The 16,363-nt window shown below is 37.1% G+C and carries 20 protein-coding genes; 2 read left to right on the forward strand and 18 right to left on the reverse strand.

Annotated elements, in window-relative coordinates:
- Positions 1–162 precede the first annotated feature (162 nt).
- Complete coding sequence (locus IGI52_RS04365; RefSeq protein ID WP_438780569.1) at positions 163–1,437, reverse strand: glucosaminidase domain-containing protein; 1,275 nt, start codon at positions 1,435–1,437, stop codon at positions 163–165.
- Positions 1,438–1,771: 334 nt separating this feature from the next.
- Here IGI52_RS04365 and IGI52_RS04370 point away from each other — a divergent pair, with 334 nt between their 5' ends.
- Positions 1,772–2,041, forward strand: a complete 270-nt coding sequence (locus tag IGI52_RS04370) for a hypothetical protein (protein WP_216407501.1) — start codon at positions 1,772–1,774, stop codon at positions 2,039–2,041.
- Between the two features lie 101 nt (positions 2,042–2,142).
- On the forward strand, positions 2,143–2,463 hold the full coding sequence (locus IGI52_RS04375) for a hypothetical protein (protein ID WP_216407503.1): 321 nt from the start codon (positions 2,143–2,145) through the stop codon (positions 2,461–2,463).
- 191 nt (positions 2,464–2,654) lie between these two features.
- Here IGI52_RS04375 and IGI52_RS04380 read toward each other — a convergent pair whose 3' ends face one another.
- From IGI52_RS04380 to IGI52_RS04460, 17 genes are all read right to left on the reverse strand, one after another.
- Positions 2,655–3,419, reverse strand: a complete 765-nt coding sequence (locus tag IGI52_RS04380; protein ID WP_438780570.1) for an ABC transporter permease subunit — start codon at positions 3,417–3,419, stop codon at positions 2,655–2,657.
- On the reverse strand, positions 3,416–4,351 hold the full coding sequence (locus IGI52_RS04385) for an ATP-binding cassette domain-containing protein (protein ID WP_438780571.1): 936 nt from the start codon (positions 4,349–4,351) through the stop codon (positions 3,416–3,418). Before IGI52_RS04385 ends, IGI52_RS04380 begins: the two co-directional genes overlap by 4 nt.
- Positions 4,348–4,560, reverse strand: a complete 213-nt coding sequence (locus IGI52_RS04390; protein ID WP_216407511.1) for a PLDc N-terminal domain-containing protein — start codon at positions 4,558–4,560, stop codon at positions 4,348–4,350. Before IGI52_RS04390 ends, IGI52_RS04385 begins: the two co-directional genes overlap by 4 nt.
- On the reverse strand, positions 4,553–5,680 hold the full coding sequence (locus tag IGI52_RS04395) for a helix-turn-helix domain-containing protein (protein ID WP_438780572.1): 1,128 nt from the start codon (positions 5,678–5,680) through the stop codon (positions 4,553–4,555). Before IGI52_RS04395 ends, IGI52_RS04390 begins: the two co-directional genes overlap by 8 nt.
- 135 nt (positions 5,681–5,815) lie before the next feature.
- Positions 5,816–6,490 carry a TVP38/TMEM64 family protein gene (locus IGI52_RS04400; RefSeq protein WP_438780573.1) on the reverse strand — a complete coding sequence of 225 codons (675 nt, stop codon included), beginning with the start codon at positions 6,488–6,490 and terminating at the stop codon, positions 5,816–5,818.
- Between the two features lie 39 nt (positions 6,491–6,529).
- On the reverse strand, positions 6,530–7,390 hold the full coding sequence (locus tag IGI52_RS04405) for a nucleoside hydrolase (RefSeq protein ID WP_438780574.1): 861 nt from the start codon (positions 7,388–7,390) through the stop codon (positions 6,530–6,532).
- Positions 7,371–8,051, reverse strand: a complete 681-nt coding sequence (locus IGI52_RS04410) for a TIGR04282 family arsenosugar biosynthesis glycosyltransferase (protein WP_438780575.1) — start codon at positions 8,049–8,051, stop codon at positions 7,371–7,373. The genes IGI52_RS04405 and IGI52_RS04410 overlap by 20 nt, the downstream gene beginning before the upstream one ends.
- On the reverse strand, positions 8,044–9,039 hold the full coding sequence (locus IGI52_RS04415; RefSeq protein WP_438780576.1) for an aminoglycoside phosphotransferase family protein: 996 nt from the start codon (positions 9,037–9,039) through the stop codon (positions 8,044–8,046). Before IGI52_RS04415 ends, IGI52_RS04410 begins: the two co-directional genes overlap by 8 nt.
- A 13-nt stretch (positions 9,040–9,052) precedes the next feature.
- Entirely contained in the window at positions 9,053–9,736 is a 684-nt protein-coding gene (locus tag IGI52_RS04420) for a TIGR04283 family arsenosugar biosynthesis glycosyltransferase (RefSeq protein ID WP_438780577.1), read from the reverse strand.
- Complete coding sequence (locus IGI52_RS04425; protein ID WP_438780578.1) at positions 9,730–10,728, reverse strand: ABC transporter ATP-binding protein; 999 nt, start codon at positions 10,726–10,728, stop codon at positions 9,730–9,732. The genes IGI52_RS04420 and IGI52_RS04425 overlap by 7 nt, the downstream gene beginning before the upstream one ends.
- Positions 10,670–11,506 carry an ABC transporter permease gene (locus tag IGI52_RS04430; RefSeq protein ID WP_438780579.1) on the reverse strand — a complete coding sequence of 279 codons (837 nt, stop codon included), beginning with the start codon at positions 11,504–11,506 and terminating at the stop codon, positions 10,670–10,672. The genes IGI52_RS04425 and IGI52_RS04430 overlap by 59 nt, the downstream gene beginning before the upstream one ends.
- The gene (locus IGI52_RS04435; protein WP_438780580.1) at positions 11,503–12,357 is read right to left on the reverse strand and encodes an ABC transporter permease; all 855 of its coding nucleotides are present in this window, start codon (positions 12,355–12,357) and stop codon (positions 11,503–11,505) included. The genes IGI52_RS04430 and IGI52_RS04435 overlap by 4 nt, the downstream gene beginning before the upstream one ends.
- Complete coding sequence (locus IGI52_RS04440; RefSeq protein ID WP_438780581.1) at positions 12,350–13,588, reverse strand: ABC transporter substrate-binding protein; 1,239 nt, start codon at positions 13,586–13,588, stop codon at positions 12,350–12,352. Before IGI52_RS04440 ends, IGI52_RS04435 begins: the two co-directional genes overlap by 8 nt.
- Before the next feature lie 9 nt (positions 13,589–13,597).
- The gene (locus IGI52_RS04445; RefSeq protein ID WP_438780582.1) at positions 13,598–14,353 is read right to left on the reverse strand and encodes a heterodisulfide reductase-related iron-sulfur binding cluster; all 756 of its coding nucleotides are present in this window, start codon (positions 14,351–14,353) and stop codon (positions 13,598–13,600) included.
- Positions 14,350–14,709 carry a 4Fe-4S dicluster domain-containing protein gene (locus tag IGI52_RS04450; protein ID WP_438780583.1) on the reverse strand — a complete coding sequence of 120 codons (360 nt, stop codon included), beginning with the start codon at positions 14,707–14,709 and terminating at the stop codon, positions 14,350–14,352. The genes IGI52_RS04445 and IGI52_RS04450 overlap by 4 nt, the downstream gene beginning before the upstream one ends.
- Entirely contained in the window at positions 14,709–15,086 is a 378-nt protein-coding gene (locus IGI52_RS04455; RefSeq protein ID WP_438780584.1) for a hypothetical protein, read from the reverse strand. The genes IGI52_RS04450 and IGI52_RS04455 overlap by 1 nt, the downstream gene beginning before the upstream one ends.
- Positions 15,086–16,117 (reverse strand): sulfurtransferase, encoded by a 1,032-nt coding sequence (locus IGI52_RS04460; RefSeq protein WP_438780585.1) that lies wholly within the window; start codon positions 16,115–16,117, stop codon positions 15,086–15,088. Before IGI52_RS04460 ends, IGI52_RS04455 begins: the two co-directional genes overlap by 1 nt.
- Positions 16,118–16,363: the final 246 nt, after the last annotated feature.

Below are 16,363 nucleotides of genomic sequence, written 5' to 3' on the forward strand. Positions count from 1 at the left end.
TTTAATACTCAATTATTTATAGCTGCTGTTTCAAACGAACAATTTGATATGATCCAAATAATCGCTTTCCTTTTGTCTTGTTTATTAGATCGAGATTCTAAGACTTTCTATATAACTAATATTTGATAAAAGTCTACTACATTAAGTGATACTAAAAAAATATTAATGTGCATACCAGCCAATACCTTCATAATTCCAACCTCTTTTTTTCAAAACATTAACTTCATTCAAATCTTTTGTATAGTGATGTGAACCACTAATCAGTCCAGGATGAAATAATCGATAGATTTTTACCTTTTTTGACCTGTCTGAGTGCCAAGCAACACCTTCGTATTTCCAATTATATTTGGATGTTAATTCCTTAACCTCATTCCAATCTAAAGTATAGTGATGGTCACGTAATATAAAATTATACAGACGATAGACTGGTGCTCCTTCTTTAGGAGCATACCAAGCAATGCCTTCATATTTTCCCCAACCTATTTTTACTAAATGATTTTTTTCATTTAAATTTGAAGTATAAAAATGTTCATAATTATTCGGATTGTACAAACGATACATTGCATTGGTTTGAACAGGTTGTGGTGTTGATGTACTATTACCAGTATCATATTGTGTTAAGTTGTAACTCTGAATAATACTATTCAATGTACTGCCATAATTTGGTGCTGTCGCATATCTTCCAGTTAACCACGCAGTCGCATCTTTGTATGATTTTGTATTACTCTTCCACGCGCCTGAGTAATAGTAATTACCAGATGAAAAAGAAGTTGTTTTGAGGATTGTTACATTATCACCCAAAGATTCTTTATAAGAAGGATATTTTCTAAACTTAGCATCAATCCAATACCAACCTTCTTTTTCACTCCATTCTTGTGTTTTCATCGTTACTGATTGTCCATTGTAGGTTCCTTTGATGCCAAATAAATTATAGTTAGGAGCTTTTGAAAGCGTACTACTCCCCCAACCGCTTTCAACAATTGCTTGTGCAATCATTACTGAAGCATATAAGTTATTTGCGCTTGCTAATGTCTTAGCAGACGGAGCTATTTGATTGATAAAAGCTTGTTGTGTATTCACAGCTGATCGTGCACTTCTAAACGCAGGCGGTTCTAAAGTAAAATCCTCAAATCGAACTGGATGATGAAATTGTAAGTTTCCTTGAGCATCGTATTCCTCTTCATCTACCGCGCCGCTTTCACTACTTGTCTCGGTTTGTTCATTCGAAGACGATGTCGTATCTGAGTTCACTAATCCAGAATCAGCTTCTTGTGAAATTGAATCGTCCGTTTTTACTGTAGAACTAGAAGAATTGATAGTACTTGAACTCTCCTGTATACTGGTAAAGTCTGTTTTTTCTTCTCCATAAGCAACTAAGGTCGAGGTTCCAAAACTTCCTAGCAACATCACACTACATAATAGCTTTTTATAATCCATGTCATCCCCCTGTTTTAACCATTAATTAACGATTACATTTAATATTTTATTTCTTACCTCTCTTTATATAAAGTAACAAAAATTAATCACAATGTAAAATTCTTTTATTTAGTATTGGATCGTAAAAATTGTTAAATAACAATGTTTTTCCAGTTTCTTTGATTTTTTTAAAATTAAAGGAAGAACATAACTGTCAAAAAACATGCATTAATAAGAATCTTTGAATGAAAATTAAAATGGTATATTCTCATTAATAAAACTGATTATTTCTCATTTTATTGTTATTTATCATAGTCTGTCTTCTGATATAATTATTTATAAAGGAGGGGAGTTCATGGATATTGGCAATGCAGTATCATGGGTCATTTACTTGATCTTTTTTTTAATGACCATCATTTATTTTTACCTATTCAAAAAAGATCGCGTACTGATTCACTTATATTTTTCTTTGACCCCGACTTTTCTATGCATTTATTTACTTATGAATTATCATCATTACCAACCTGTTGAAGGAGCTTGGACATTAGCGTTTTTAATGTTTGTTTCACTTGTAACTTTTATGGTGTATTGGATGATTTACACCTTTTTCAAACATCATGATTAATCCATCTGTTTGAATTTTTCATAAATAATTCGTAATTTTTTTCATTAGTTGTATGCTATAATAAAGCTTGTTTATTCTAACCAATTTGAAGGAGCTTTGTTATGGCGCTTTTACTAACATTACTATTCGATCTTTTAATGATTATTCTATTCCTGTTTAGAATGATCAAAGGGGATCAGATTATTTTTATTGTCAGCATTATTTTGCAAGGCCTGCTTTTTATCGATTTACTAGCGGTTGTGCTTTTAGGTGGCTCAAAAAAGGCTAAGACAGTTGAAGTTGAAGTAACGGAAATGACACGAAGACAATCCCGTCAATCCACCAGTCCTAAACGTGGAGGATTCTTGTCAAAACTTTCTTGCATTGTTGCCCTGCTGCTGTTGGCATACTATATTTATTCCGTCATTTATCTATTCATTTAACCAGTCAAAACATCGACATTTCGTTGATGTTTTTTTGCTGTAATTGACTTTGTAGCAGCATAAATCTTTCTCCTCCTGATATTGATCGGACATTTGATTGTTAATTCTGGATTAATTTTTGATTCTTACAGTCTAATTAGTTCCTATTCAAATAAAAGAGACCTAGTTTAGATAGCTAGGTCTCTAGGAGTCTACAATTTTTTCTTATTAAAAATTCGTACACTGAGAAAAGTTGCCAGTGCAAAAACCAGAATACTTATTAATATCGCTGGCACGTATTCTTGAAAATCTACCGTTTCTTGTAGGAAGTTAAGATTTTGTGTGACCAGCGAGATTGGATTATAGTATTTTAGCTTATCAAATAGGTTGAGTAATACTAAAATTAGAATTATACCCCCAGTCAACAGCAACCCTTCATAACTATTCCGCATGATAGTTGATGATAAAAGAATAATACTTAGTAATAATAAACCAAAAATCCACAATGGAAAAACGGCTTGAAAGAGCTGTGTGCTCTTGTTATCCGGAAAATAATACGCCGTGTAGCCCCAGGGAACAAGAAAAGTTAGCAGAAAACAGATGCTCCATTGAAAAACCAAACTAATCATTTTTCCAACGATAATCACCCAACGACGCAGTCCCTTCGTCACTAAATTAACTAGGGTTCCTTTATTAACCTCGTTGTTGACTGTCCCGCTAAACATCAATGCTAAAACGATCATCCCTATTTGAGTAAGATTCTTAAAAAACTGCGTCCAAGAATCGATGGATGTAGGTTCTGGAATGGAACTAGCCATTGTATCGCCAATTGTCATCTTAACAATTTCTGGTGTTAGTTTTGCCAACAATGGATTCATTAAACCAAAAATGAGAAAAATAATGACTAAGATTAACAAGCGCGAAGTTCGCCAACATTCAAAAAATTCTTTTTTCGTGAAAAAGTATAAATTTTTCATTGAACCACCTCCAGGAAAATCGTTTCAAGTGATGGATCAATCTTTTTAATTGTATTAGGGAATATCTTATAGCTTTCAAACAATCGGAAAATCAATGCTGCTACTTCTTCATAATCCTGTGTATACGACAAAGTAAGTAAGTTCTTTGATGGATCAAAGGTAACGTCATTCAGAACATCTTCGTTTCTTAATTCTGTCAATTTTTTTGTAAATACTCCTAGATCAGCCTCATGCGAAAATTCAATTTCTATCTGATTTTTAGCATATTGCTGCTTTAATTCATCCAATGAGCCGCTAACCGCTAGTCTTCCTTGATCTAAAATACCAACATAATCACATATTCGTTCGACATCACCCAAAATATGGGTAGAAAATAAAATGGTCATCCGTCCCCTTAGGTTCGACAACATTTCTAGAAAGTCGTTCCGTCCGCTTGGATCTAAGGCCGAAGTTGGCTCATCGCAGATCAATAATTTAGGGTTGTTTAATAAAGCTTGAGCGATTCCCAAACGCTGTTTCATCCCTCTTGAGTAACCTTTAATTTTACGTTTATCCAGCTTTAAGCCCACCAATGATAGAATCTCAGGAACTTTTTCCTTTAATTGCTTTTTTGATAAACCAGTGATCTCTCCGCAAAATCTCAAATATTCTTGAGCAGACATATAATCATAGAACTCTGGGACATCTGGTAAATACCCAGTCAAATGATTTGTTTGATTATCGCCAAAAACTACAGGCAACTCGTTAACTAGAATTTCTCCACTAGTCATCTCCTCTAAACCTAAAATCATTTTCATCGTAGTTGTTTTTCCAGCTCCGTTTTCTCCCACAAAACCGAAAATCGAGCCAGTAGGCACCGTTAGATTCAAATTATTTAACACTTTTTTTGACCCAAAACTTTTTGTGACCTGTTTCAGTTCTAAAATGCTCATTGATCCTCCTCTTTTCCAAAAACAAAATAGATCACAGGACCAATAATTTGAATCAAGATAACGATTAATAACCAGACAGCTCGGTTGCCAAAACGATAGTGCGGGTGCTTCAAAACATGTCGAACCGCAGTAATCATTAGGATCAATTCCAAAATAACTAGTGGGATAAAAATAGGTAAATTCTCTTTAAAAAAATCAAAATTATTCATTTTCAATCACATCCTGCTCTCTAATAGATCGAAGTTTAGTAAAAATTTCTTGTAGTTGCCCCTGATCCTTGAACTGTGAAAACATAGGATTATCTATTACCGTTCCCAGCAGTCCCTCTTTGACCTTCATTGAATCTCGTGGTAACTGATTTCCAATTTCTAAGTGTTCAAGCCATTCATCGATTTGATCAAAGTAATCATCACCATGAAGAACAACCGGAAATGTTGTTCCTTGTAAAACCTCAACAAATGCCTGTAACATTTCAAGTGCGGCAGTCTCATCTTCCATTTGTGCATAGCCAAAAGTGGCCGATAATTGAAAATTCATCAACGCAACAGGATGCATCTCTTGAAAATTGAACAATTTTGCGAAGCTCTTACCTCTCGAAACGGTCTCAGAAAACTTATCAGGGTCATCAATCACCAGTTGAAGATAATTAGTTAAGAAGCTTAAAAAGACAGTCGTATATTGATAAATGGCACTTTGAAGCGTGAGAACGGCCTGTTTTGCTTCACCTTTCTGCTGTTGAGCTGCAGCAATTAAGCTTTCGATTGGAAATAAAACGGGAACCTGATCTCCAAGAATCGATAAAACTTGATCAAACTCCTGTAAATTAAGAGCAGTGTAGGCCTCATACTTTAGTGCTTGTGTAATTAAATCTGGATCTTTTGCTTGTGTCCGTACATGAATGAACAATTCCTTTGCCTCTTTGGTATACGTTTTAACTTTTTCCTCTCCTGGAAGTAAATCTGCATGATTCAATAAAAACAATCCCATTTGTAAAACAAATGGATAGCAAGAATAATAGCGCCGAACAAAACTACGAATGGTTGCTAAGACATCCTCTGGTGATTTTGTTTCCAACGATTCCTTCAGCATCGCATAAATACGTTGAATCTCGTGATTATCTAATTGCGGTTCATAGGTTAGCAGTGAATCGATCGTGATATCAAAATACGCCGCCAAAAGCGGAAGTAAAGTAATATCAGGATAGGTTTGGCCGGTCTCCCATTTTGATACTGAGGCCTTCGAAACTCCTATAAAATTAGCTAACTCCTGTTGAGTCACCTTTTTTTCCTTACGCTTCTCCATTATGATTGGTCCGATATTCATTTCCACCTTTATCTCCCCTTTCATCTTTATTTTAGAATGACTTATAAAAGAAAACAATGGAGTTGTAGTTAACTTGTACGGTTAAAAATCAACTCATGAGAAACAAAAGAATCAGAGCAGTATACTCTGATTCTTCGTTTACTATTCTTTTTTGTATTCAGAATTTAATTGATTTATTTTTTTGCTTAGCTTCTTAGGTAGGTATGCTAACAAAGCTAAGAAAATTCCCGCAACTGTTAATTCCAATAACAGCGCTCCAGAAACTCCCTTTGAGGCAATTTCAGAAGCCATAAAAGCATAAATAAAGCTGGCCGGCATCATTGTCAAAAAGGAGATCAAACTGAATTTTTTTACACTCATCGGTGTCATGGCGTAGGCGTAGCTTTGGATTGCAAAAGGAAAAACGGGAACTAAACGGGTGAAAATTAAAAATGAGATACCATTCTCTCTAACGCCCTTTTCAATTTTTTGAAAAGTTGGGTCATTACCAAAACGCTTTAATATATACTCTCTTGCAATGTATTTTCCAATAATAAAGGAGATGCTAGCACCAAGTGATGCACCAATAATCGTTAATAGTCCGCCAAGAAGTCCGCCATAAGCTAGTCCACCAACAATCGCTAGAAACTGTCCCGGTAAAAGAAACACAGCGACAATGACTGAAAGTAAAATAAAAATCACGTAACCCTGCCAGCCAAGTGCTTCTAAGTAGGCTCTTAAACTAGAAATATCCTTCAGAAAATCAACTAAACCAAACTTGTAGGCCAAAAATATTCCTAACAAAATAAAAGCAATAAAGACAATAATCTTTTTCACGTGTGCTCCCTTCTTTTGAATCAGGTTCGATATTTGCTTTTAGTCCTCTTTTTTAAACGCTAATGCCATTCGCTTAATTACTAGCTGGTTGAGTTCAGCTATATCCAAAATTCTTTTAGGCATTTTTATAGAATAGTCAGATTTATCAGTCAGTGTCATTCGCCCATGAGCAAGATTCATCTGATTTTCTGATAAACTGTATTGCTCCTGACTATATAGATCCGAACGCTCTAAGTAAACAGCTGTGGTCATATCCCAATTACAAAAACCGCTGAAACCAAACACCTTTTCATTCCATTTAATCCAGTTTTCCAATGTCTGATGAATCCATTTCAATGTGTCTTGATTAATTGTTGTTTCAACTAAAGTTAAAAACTGATTCATCTCGTGTCGCGAAAAGAATGCTTCCGAAGTCATGTGTCCATTCATAATTGTAATGTTCATTTGACTCAATAAAACACTTTTTGCAGCAACAGGATCACAAGAAAAATTTACCTCGGTGACCAAGTGATGATTCACCTTTAGTGGTTCGGTTGTTCCTCCCATTAAGACAACCTCTTGAACCTTTTCAAAAAAGTTCGGGTCTATTCTCAGCGCTTCAGACAAGTTTGTTAATGCGCCGGTTGCAAGGATGGTTACTTCATTTGGATAGAGATTGACTTGTTTGACTAGATAATCTGCTTGATTCGCCGAATAATAATCAAAAGATAACGTCAAACGCTGTTGGAGTTTCTTTGTCATTTTTTCAACTTCTTCAAGCGATCCATTCCCATAGGTTAAAGTTACACCAAGTAAGTCAATCGTTGGTGCCCCTAACAAATAAAGAAGCGTTAATCCGTCATCCACATCATGATCCGCTAAGCCAAATGTATTGTCACAATCAAAAATGACTTTTCTCATTTAATAATCCTCGATTTTCCTCTAACCAATACATCAAATATTGATTTTCATTTTTTAGATCGTGTTGAAGTCTTTTTAAATCTTCGGGATAATCAACATCCTGTAGAGGGGACAAGAAAGCCACCTCATAATCCATTAAATGCTGCAGCGTTTGCTTCAATACTTCATTTTTCCCCCAAGAAATGTTCGTTTCAAAAATCGGTGTTAAATCAATGGATTGTGTACAGCCTACTAAATAGTAGCCACCATCTGGTGAAGGTCCGAAGACAATCTCACGCATCTGATGGAATGCGGATCGAATAATTTTCGTATCTAAATTTGGAATATCACTGCCTGTTAGTACCACTTTTTCATAACCCTTTGCAAAAACAAACTTAATCGCGTGATTCATTCGCTGCCCGATTGTCGCACCATGCTGCTGAAAAGCATGGAAGTTTTTTGGTAGTGCAGAAAGTAAGGACGCTGGATCTCCTTCATCCGAATACGCCAAGTACAAATCTATTCCACATTCATTTAACCCTTCAAATTTTTGAAAACTATCCAGTAAAATTTCCTGTTGAACTTGGCATGCTTCTTCTCCACTGAGCAAGCTTTGCAGACGCGTTTTAACTTTATTTGGTACAGGAACACGAGTAAATAAAATATAGGCACATTTATTCAAAGACTTGCTCCTTTAAGGCATGACGTAAGAAATCTTCTGCTAAATAGCTAGAGACTTTCTCAAAAATTTCCTGATTTTTTAATTGCTTCGTATCCTTTTGATAGCTGTCAAAAGCCATGGCCGACCAAGACAATGCCCGTAGCATTAGATAAGGATGGTAAATTCTAAGCGCTTCTTCAAATGTGGCTCCATCAAATTGCGTTTCAACTAGATAACCAGATAAAAAATCTCGTTTTTCTCTCTGGGTTAAAACTAAATTGCTCCGCCAAAGAGTGGTCGTTGAAGCCAAGAATTGTGAAATATCCTGGACAGGATGGCTGATGACTGGCTTCTCCCAATCGATTAAAAATCCTTTCTCCCCAATAATAAAATTATGGGAATTTACTTCGGTATTGTTAATACACCATTGATCCAAATCAATAAAAAATTTCTGCTGATGAATTTTTTTTTGACAATCATCCAAAGCGCTCGCCAGTTGCTTTTGAGCCTGTACTGGAACAAACTCACTTTTTAGCACCGGCTCTAACAGCTTTTGACACTCACTTACCCTGGCGGATAAAATGGTGGATTTTTCCTTTACAAAAAAATTCTCGGCAGCTTCATCAATTGACTGTTTATGGATTCGACCAAATATTTTAGCTGCCTCTGATAAATCCTTGTGATAATCTAAGGGTTCACCTGGTAAGAACTCCATAATCAATAGACCTTGATCAAAGCTTTGACGGCTGTCATCAACATAATATACTTTTGGGGTTCGTCCCGTCCGTTCAAGCCACTTTAAAGCCTGGTATTCATAACGAATCTGGTTGTCTAAATGTAGTTGACTACCGTAGTTCAAACGAAATACATACCTGCTTTTTTCATCCGAGATCAAAAAATTTTGATTGTATTCCCCCTGCGCTAAGAATTTGACTGTAAAAGGCTTTTGTAGCTGCAGTTTCTTAGTAAGTTGATTTCTTTCTATATAGAGCTGAATCTTTTCTAACATCAATGGCTCCTTTCTATTTATAATAACGTTCTGCTAATTTTTCTGGTGACATTCCTAATAAATAGAGTAATTTTATTTTATGCATGCGTAAATGTACTTTGAGTTTTCCTTTTCGAAACCTTCGGGCAGATGTGGTTATTGTCACGGGTAGATAATAGAATTTTCCGAGTTTTCTCAATCGTCGACTCAACCGCCAGTCCTCCATTAATGGAACAGCTTCAAACCCGCCAGCCCGCTCATAGTTTTCGCGTGTCGTAAACAGCCCCTGATCACCAAAAATCAGCCCGAGATACTTTGCGCGCAAAGTTGAAGTTCTAGCTAAATAACGATAAAAGAGCTCGGTTGAATCAAATGAAAGCTTTAAAAATCCGGCGCTATTGTTTTTATTGAGCACAGTTCGATGAATCTGCATTAAAATATCTGATTGGTTGTCTAAACGACTATCACTATGTAAAAACCATAAGATTTCACCGCGGCTTTTCTCTGCCCCTAATTTTAATTGAGCACCCCGATTCCCCTGTTTCAATTGGTAAACCTGTGCATAGTCACTCGCAATGGCTACCGTACTGTCTTGACTGCCCCCATCAACTACGATAATTTCAAAAGGAATCTTCTTTTCTAGCTGATTTAGTTGTCGCAATAAGTTTTCAAGATTCTTTTCTTCATTTAATGTTGGAATAATAATAGAAATCAACATTCCATCACCTGTAAGGTTTCATTAAAGGTTAAGAGGATTTTTTCTCCGGCAACGAGCTTTTCAGATACATTTGTAAACGTACAGCTTGTTGCACCAATTTTAATTTGAGCTCTTTGACCGTTGGGTGTCCACTCACTAAATTCCACAAATGCTGGGATGCCAGCGATCTTTTCAATCGTAATTTCTGTCCCAGATGGAATAAAAAGAACCGCATCTCCATGGATACTCGCTGGATTTTGAACAGTAATTTCTGCGTCTTTCATCTGGAAAATATGACCATTGACTGTGCCAGAAATAAAATTCATTTCTCCCATTGCTTTAGCAACTTTTCGATTCTCAGGATAAAAATAAATTTCTTTTGGTTCACCAATTTGCTGAATCGCCCCTTCCAAAAGAACAACCATGCGATCCGCTAATTGAAAGGCCTCGTCACGATCATGGGTCACTAAGATAATACTAAAGTGATACGTCTCCTTCAGCCGTCGCAAATAATCCCGCATAGCGCTTCTTAAGTGTCCATCTAGATTGGCAAATGGTTCATCTAATAATAACAACTTTGGTTCTAACACAATCGCTCGTGCTAATGCAACCCGTTGTTTTTGTCCTCCGGATAATTGATCAGGAAAATGTCGCTCTAATCCTTTTAAATCGAATACCTCTAAAATTTTATTTATTTTTTGTTTTATTTCCAGCTTTGAAAACTTGCGCGCTTTAAGGCCAAAACCGATATTATCAATCACATTCATATGTGGAAATAACCAAAAATCTTGAAAAACTAACACGGTGCTTTCCTGTGAGAATCCCTCAGTGAAATCAATCGTTCCTCCTTCAACTGGCTGAATTCCCGCAATCATTTTAAGCAAACTGGTTTTACCAACACCAGAAGGACCAAAAAGTGCAATCGTTTCGCTATCCTGAACATCGAAAGATAAATCATGCAGTATTTCTTTTTTTCCATAGGTTAGCTGTACGTTTCTGACGCTTAACCCCATTGTGCATTCCTCCTATTACCTTTTTCAAAATAAATACGCCTAGCCCGGTACAGCCTAGAAAAACTAAGCTATAGGACGAAGCTAATCCGAAACGTCCATTATTAGCATATGGCAGTAGCAACAGCGGTAGTGTGACGATACGACCCCCACCAATAAAAAAGGTTGGTAGATACTGACTGAAAGAGACAATAAACACAAGTCCAGCAGCTGTGCTCACACCCGGTCTTAGCAGAGGCCAAGTAATCTGCCAAAAAGTCATCCAAGGACCCGCCCCTAAGCTTCGCGCCGTCAAATTGTATCCCTCGCCTAACTGTCGATAGCTTTCTAGCAGGAGCTGCATGGCATAAGGTAAACACAAATAGGTATGAATCAGAATAATACCAAGAAAGGTTCCTGTTAGCCGTAATTGCAAAAAAAGAACCTGACTTGAAGTGATAATTGCAATAGCTGGCAAAATCAATGGAAGATAAATAATCACTTCTACCAAACGCTGTGACAGCCTTTTCTGAAACGCCAGATAGTTCGCTGCCGGCAAAGCAATCGCAATGCTAACGATGGTTGTTGCAAGTCCAATCATCAAACTATTAATAATTGCCGGAAAAAAATTGGGTTCTTTGACCATTTGTCTTACGATTTTTAGATCCATTGTCTGTGGAAAGACAGCCGGATACATCCATTTATCACTAAAGGACCATAGAACTAAAATGAATACAGGAAACAAGACGGCCAGCGCAGAAAATACCAACAAAAGATAGGACTTCTTTGATAAAAGTTTCATGTGGTTTTTCTCCCTCCTGGCAAAAGATTACTAATGGTCAAAATAAGTAACGTAACTGCTAAGCAAATTCCTGAAATAATTAAGTTCAAGGCAAAAGCCAGAGGACGTGTAGTCAAATCTGCCTGAGTAAAAAGATCATAAGCAGTCAAAGCCACAGTTTGATTGCTTGGATTTCCTAACAGGAAAGGTACCTCAAATGAAGCAAAGGTAAAACAGAATAAGATAATAAATAAAGTTGCTATTGTTTTTTGAATCATTGGTAAAACAACGGTGAAAAAGATTCGCGTATTTGACGCACCTAAATTTCTAGCAACCTCAATGTAACCTAACTGGAGTTGCTGCAAAATTGCTAAAATGCTCACCGCAACATAAGGGATTTCCTTGTATAAAAAAACCAAAATAATTCCTATTCCTTTAGAGTCATGTACGAATAAGGGAAATTGACCGATTTCTTGGATCAATCCCAGTTGAAACAATATCCGAGAAATTATTCCAGATTGACTAATCAACTGTAGCATCATCAAGCCAACAATGATATGAGGCAAAGAAATTGGCAGGCTGATAACTTTATGTAACCACGGACTTTTTACCTTTAATAGAAGAAACGCGATAGCCATTCCCAGCAGTAATGACAAAAAAGTCGCAGTCAGCGCCAAATAGCAGCTGTATACAAGCGACTTTTGAAAAAAAGGATCCGTTAAAACTTGGTTAAAATTAGCGAGTGTGATTTTATTAAGACCAATCAGTGGATAATAACCTAAACTGATTTGCAGCCCTTTAAACAGCGCTGCGATAATCACAACGCTGTTTAATAAGATAAAAGGCAGGGCAAGTATTTTTTTTCTATTCATTCAACACATGCTCTTTCCATAACGCTTCAATTATTGGGATTTTCTCTGCTTGAACCTCGGGAATTTGTTTTTCCTGCATTTCCTCAAGGGAAAGCACCCCTTGATTTTTATACAAATCAGTTAATTTTTGATTGGTTTCATCTGATAATTTTTCAGAGTCAAAAGGTGGAATGCTGTAGCCATACTTGGCTTCCGCTTTTTTTAGCTGCGCAGACTCACTTGTCATTTCATTGATCAAAACTAATGCTGCTGCTTTGACTTTAGAAGTATCAGCAATCGCTAAGTAACTTTGATTTGCGATCGTACCTTTATCAAATAAAAAGGATTCAGTCGTCGCTTTAAATTCATTATCACTACGTTTTTCAGCTACATGCATCTGAGAATAGCTGTAGCTCATATCAATTTGTCCAGCAGCAAACATTTGATCTAATTCGGCAGTTGTGGTCGGATAGGTTTTTCCTTGCTGCCATAAATAAGGTTTGATTTCATTTAAGTAATCTAAACCTGGTTTAATAACCTGATATAACTCTTCCTTGTTGGCTTTAGCCTTTTCAACTTTATCATAGCCGACGATATCGCAGATAATATTACGAACAAAGGCGCTGCCAGTGAATTCTGGTGGAGCCGTATAGGTGATTTTCCCAGGATTTGCCTTCGCATAGGCTAACAAAGCTTGAGTATCTGTTGGAAATCCTTCTTTGAATTTTTCTTTATCTCCAGCAAAAACTAATTGTGCACTGCCATATGGAACTTCGTAGCCATCGATTTTGACACCGAAATCATATTTTGAATTGTGTCCATCAACGTCCATCAGCTTTTCAAAACTTTCGACATTTTTCGTGATGGGACCATAAAGCAGTTTTGCTTGTTTTGCCGTATAAAAATTTTCACCATTGATCCACATAACATCAATATCACCTGATTTTGTGCCAGCTTCTTTCTCCGTTGTCAGTTTATTCAAGATTTGATCGATGTCCATCGGAACTCGTTTTACGGTAATATCATATTTTTCTTTCATGGCTGGTGTAACCACCTCATCGACCCATGCATTGGCCTTTTCATCGCCGCCATATCCATAGAAGGTCACTGTTTCACCTTTGCCTTTTTTTACTGCCTCAGAAAAACTACTAATAGAATCTGTTGTTTTCGTTTCTTTTGTTTCACTGGTCTTACAGGCAGCTAGAGAAAAAAGCATCCCTGCTGTCAGTAGACCGACTAACCATTTTTTCATTATTTGCTCCTATGCTTTTGTGACTATTTTTTTTGATTGATAACGATTCTTCCAAGCTCGTATCGGATTATCTAGTGGATGTGCAGGACATTTGTCGTCTTTATGTATTACCTCTCCAAAAATCAAATCCAATAAATGCCAAGCCTCCCCTCCGCCGAGAATCATGGCTGAAGTACAGCTGGAACAATAGGTTACAATGTGACCTGTCTTAAAATCTTGCACACGCTTGGTTGCAAAATCCTTCGCGAGATTTGGATTAGAAACACCGCACATCCCACCCATTCCACAGCAGAGAGTGTTTTTTCCCGACAAACGATTTTTCTGGACCTGATAGCCTAGCTGCTCCAGTAGATAGCGAACCGCTTGATGAATCTCCGGCATTTCCTTCGTTGGACAGGAATCTTGAATAGAAAAAACAACATCACTTGTTTTACCTCTTCCGATAGCTTCCTTTGGTAATCCTAACTCGGCCATCTTTACCCATAACGAGGATGTAGGAAATTGATTTTGAAGAGTCATTGTTTTTATGCACCCTTGGCATGCAACGATCAATTCATCAATTTCAGCCTTGTGGACCTGTTCTGATAGTTGTCCAAAGCGCTGCTGAAACAATTGCTCCTGACCGATCATCCGAGTCGGTTTGCCGCAACAACCTTGGATAACAGCTAAATCAGGATAAAAACCTCTTAAATAATCGATAATTTGTGCGACTTGCTTCGGACTGCTAGAGCTTAGAGAACAGCCTGCCATAAAACCATATTTCATTTTGCTTCTCCTCGATTCACAGCCGTAAATAGTTTGCTTGTTGATAGTTTTTGATGCATTACGACGCTTTTGAGCTGTTTAAGCGGTAATCCTTCCTTGATTAGATCTTGACGCATCGCTAAAAAGGCTTCGTCTAGTTTCAGTTTCAACGGACAAACAACTGTACAGCGACCGCACAACATACAGGAGTACGGAACGATTGGTTCTAACCCTTCTGCTAAAAATTGTTGAAACAGCTTTTTAGGATCATCACAATACTGCTGCAAAAAGAGACAATCTTTCATGCACCGTTGACAGCTGGTACAATTTTCCGCGATTAAGCGAGCCATTTCAATTGTTCCCTTCGAATAATCCATTAAACAAACTCCTTTTTTAGCAAAACGATCACTAGTTGCAGTAAGAAACCAATAAGGATTATTCCGCTCACTAGATAATAAATGGGTATTACTTGCAAGGTGATCGTTGCCTGCCAAATTAGAAAAATAATCGCTATCATTAACAACAACAGTGATTCTAAACTTTTTTTCTTTCTTACTACTAAAAAGGCAACAATCGTTAACAAGACCGGCAGCAAAAACAATTTGCTGCCGAACAGACTTGCATCCACTTTATGAGAATAAAAGGAAACATTCCGCATAAAGCCTAAATGATTACGGTAGAGATCATTCATCAGATAAATTCCATAGATCAATCCAAATTGAATGATGTGTAAAAAATAGCGAAAGATCTTCATTAGTTCAGAATTTTCACCTTGTCTTTATCTCTTGGATCGCCAACTTGAACAGGGTATTTGCTTGGGTCCTTCTGGTGAGCTTTATCCCAATCATACCAGCCGCCATCAAAAAGACGAACGTCTTTAAAGCCTTCTTGTTTGGCAATAAAGAACGCCGTAGCCGCACGCCACCCAGTACCGCAATAGAAAGCAACTTCTTTATCTGGAGTGATGCCCCATTTTTCCCAAGCATCAAAGATTTTCGATGGCTCCTTCACTGTGCCATCGTTGTTCATTAATTGAGCAACATCAGCACTCGTTTTGCTTGATTTCGCGTACACGGCACCTTCTGGCTCACCCGCATTTTCAATGTAGTCATAGCCGCTTGTTTTTCCAGTAAATTCTTTCCATGAACGAATACTTGCTAGAACCAGATCAGGATTTTTTTCTTTCGCAGCTAATAAATCGTCAGAGGTTGAGATCAGGTATTCAGGACGTCCAGGAACAGCTGCACCAAAATCTTTCGCAGCTTCGGCATCTTGGTTCCCTTTTTCTACTTTGTAATCAGCTTTCTCCCAAGCCTTCAATCCGCCATCAAGAATTTTTACTTGATCGACACCTAACCAGTAAGCAACAAAGGCTACACGTGCTGCCGCATTGATATCACTAGAATAGACGACTACTGGTGTGGTCTTTGTCACACCGCGTTTCAAGAAGACTTCCTTGCAGGTTTCCGCATCTAAAATATTCCAATTGTTTTCTTCAGTTTCGATTTCCATCGTATCGATATGCAATGCGCCTGGGATATGAGCTTTTTTATAATCTTTCCCTTCGCCGTAAGAAGCCTCAATTACTACGGTCTTGTCATTGTCTTTCATCTGCTTATTCAACCATTTTGCATCCACAAAAAAATCATCCTTCTTAATATCTTTACTGTCTACCAAACGTTGAACTTTGTTCGTCTTCTTTGCAGCTTGAACCTGTTCTGTTTTCGCGAACACGACCAATGCGGTCAATAATAAGCAACTTATTACTGTTAATACTTTTTTCATCTTACTGCTCCTTTAAGTTTATTTTTTCACTTGAACCGTTTTCAACAACAGTTTACTGCTCTTTTAAGCACAACAAAAAAACATACTTAATAAGTATGTTTCCTCCTAAGCACTAATTAATTGTAGGCGGAATAACCCTTTTAATGCAACGCAAAAAAAGGTTCTGGGAGGAAATTCAATTGTTCTACTTGCTTAGAAACTCTAAGTAATGATTGAGATCATAGTCACCGCTGATAGTTTTTAAAC

Source organism: Enterococcus sp. DIV0187 (assembly GCF_051713785.1).
Classification (GTDB): Bacteria; Bacillota; Bacilli; order Lactobacillales; family Enterococcaceae; genus Enterococcus_A; species Enterococcus_A avium.

What these genes read in the sequence shown, in the direction of transcription:
- IGI52_RS04365 (WP_438780569.1), bottom strand. Translation starts at nt 1,437, where the DNA reads ATGGATTATAAAAAGCTATTATGTAGTGTGATGTTGCTAGGAAGTTTT.
- IGI52_RS04370 (WP_216407501.1), top strand. Translation starts at nt 1,772, where the DNA reads ATGGATATTGGCAATGCAGTATCATGGGTCATTTACTTGATCTTTTTT.
- IGI52_RS04375 (WP_216407503.1), top strand. Translation starts at nt 2,143, where the DNA reads ATGGCGCTTTTACTAACATTACTATTCGATCTTTTAATGATTATTCTA.
- IGI52_RS04380 (WP_438780570.1), bottom strand. Translation starts at nt 3,419, where the DNA reads ATGAAAAATTTATACTTTTTCACGAAAAAAGAATTTTTTGAATGTTGG.
- IGI52_RS04385 (WP_438780571.1), bottom strand. Translation starts at nt 4,351, where the DNA reads ATGAGCATTTTAGAACTGAAACAGGTCACAAAAAGTTTTGGGTCAAAA.
- IGI52_RS04390 (WP_216407511.1), bottom strand. Translation starts at nt 4,560, where the DNA reads ATGAATAATTTTGATTTTTTTAAAGAGAATTTACCTATTTTTATCCCA.
- IGI52_RS04405 (WP_438780574.1), bottom strand. Translation starts at nt 7,390, where the DNA reads ATGAGAAAAGTCATTTTTGATTGTGACAATACATTTGGCTTAGCGGAT.
- IGI52_RS04415 (WP_438780576.1), bottom strand. Translation starts at nt 9,039, where the DNA reads ATGTTAGAAAAGATTCAGCTCTATATAGAAAGAAATCAACTTACTAAG.
- IGI52_RS04420 (WP_438780577.1), bottom strand. Translation starts at nt 9,736, where the DNA reads ATGTTGATTTCTATTATTATTCCAACATTAAATGAAGAAAAGAATCTT.
- IGI52_RS04425 (WP_438780578.1), bottom strand. Translation starts at nt 10,728, where the DNA reads ATGGGGTTAAGCGTCAGAAACGTACAGCTAACCTATGGAAAAAAAGAA.
- IGI52_RS04430 (WP_438780579.1), bottom strand. Translation starts at nt 11,506, where the DNA reads ATGAAACTTTTATCAAAGAAGTCCTATCTTTTGTTGGTATTTTCTGCG.
- IGI52_RS04435 (WP_438780580.1), bottom strand. Translation starts at nt 12,357, where the DNA reads ATGAATAGAAAAAAAATACTTGCCCTGCCTTTTATCTTATTAAACAGC.
- IGI52_RS04440 (WP_438780581.1), bottom strand. Translation starts at nt 13,588, where the DNA reads ATGAAAAAATGGTTAGTCGGTCTACTGACAGCAGGGATGCTTTTTTCT.
- IGI52_RS04445 (WP_438780582.1), bottom strand. Translation starts at nt 14,353, where the DNA reads ATGAAATATGGTTTTATGGCAGGCTGTTCTCTAAGCTCTAGCAGTCCG.
- IGI52_RS04450 (WP_438780583.1), bottom strand. Translation starts at nt 14,709, where the DNA reads ATGGATTATTCGAAGGGAACAATTGAAATGGCTCGCTTAATCGCGGAA.
- IGI52_RS04455 (WP_438780584.1), bottom strand. Translation starts at nt 15,086, where the DNA reads ATGAAGATCTTTCGCTATTTTTTACACATCATTCAATTTGGATTGATC.
- IGI52_RS04460 (WP_438780585.1), bottom strand. Translation starts at nt 16,117, where the DNA reads ATGAAAAAAGTATTAACAGTAATAAGTTGCTTATTATTGACCGCATTG.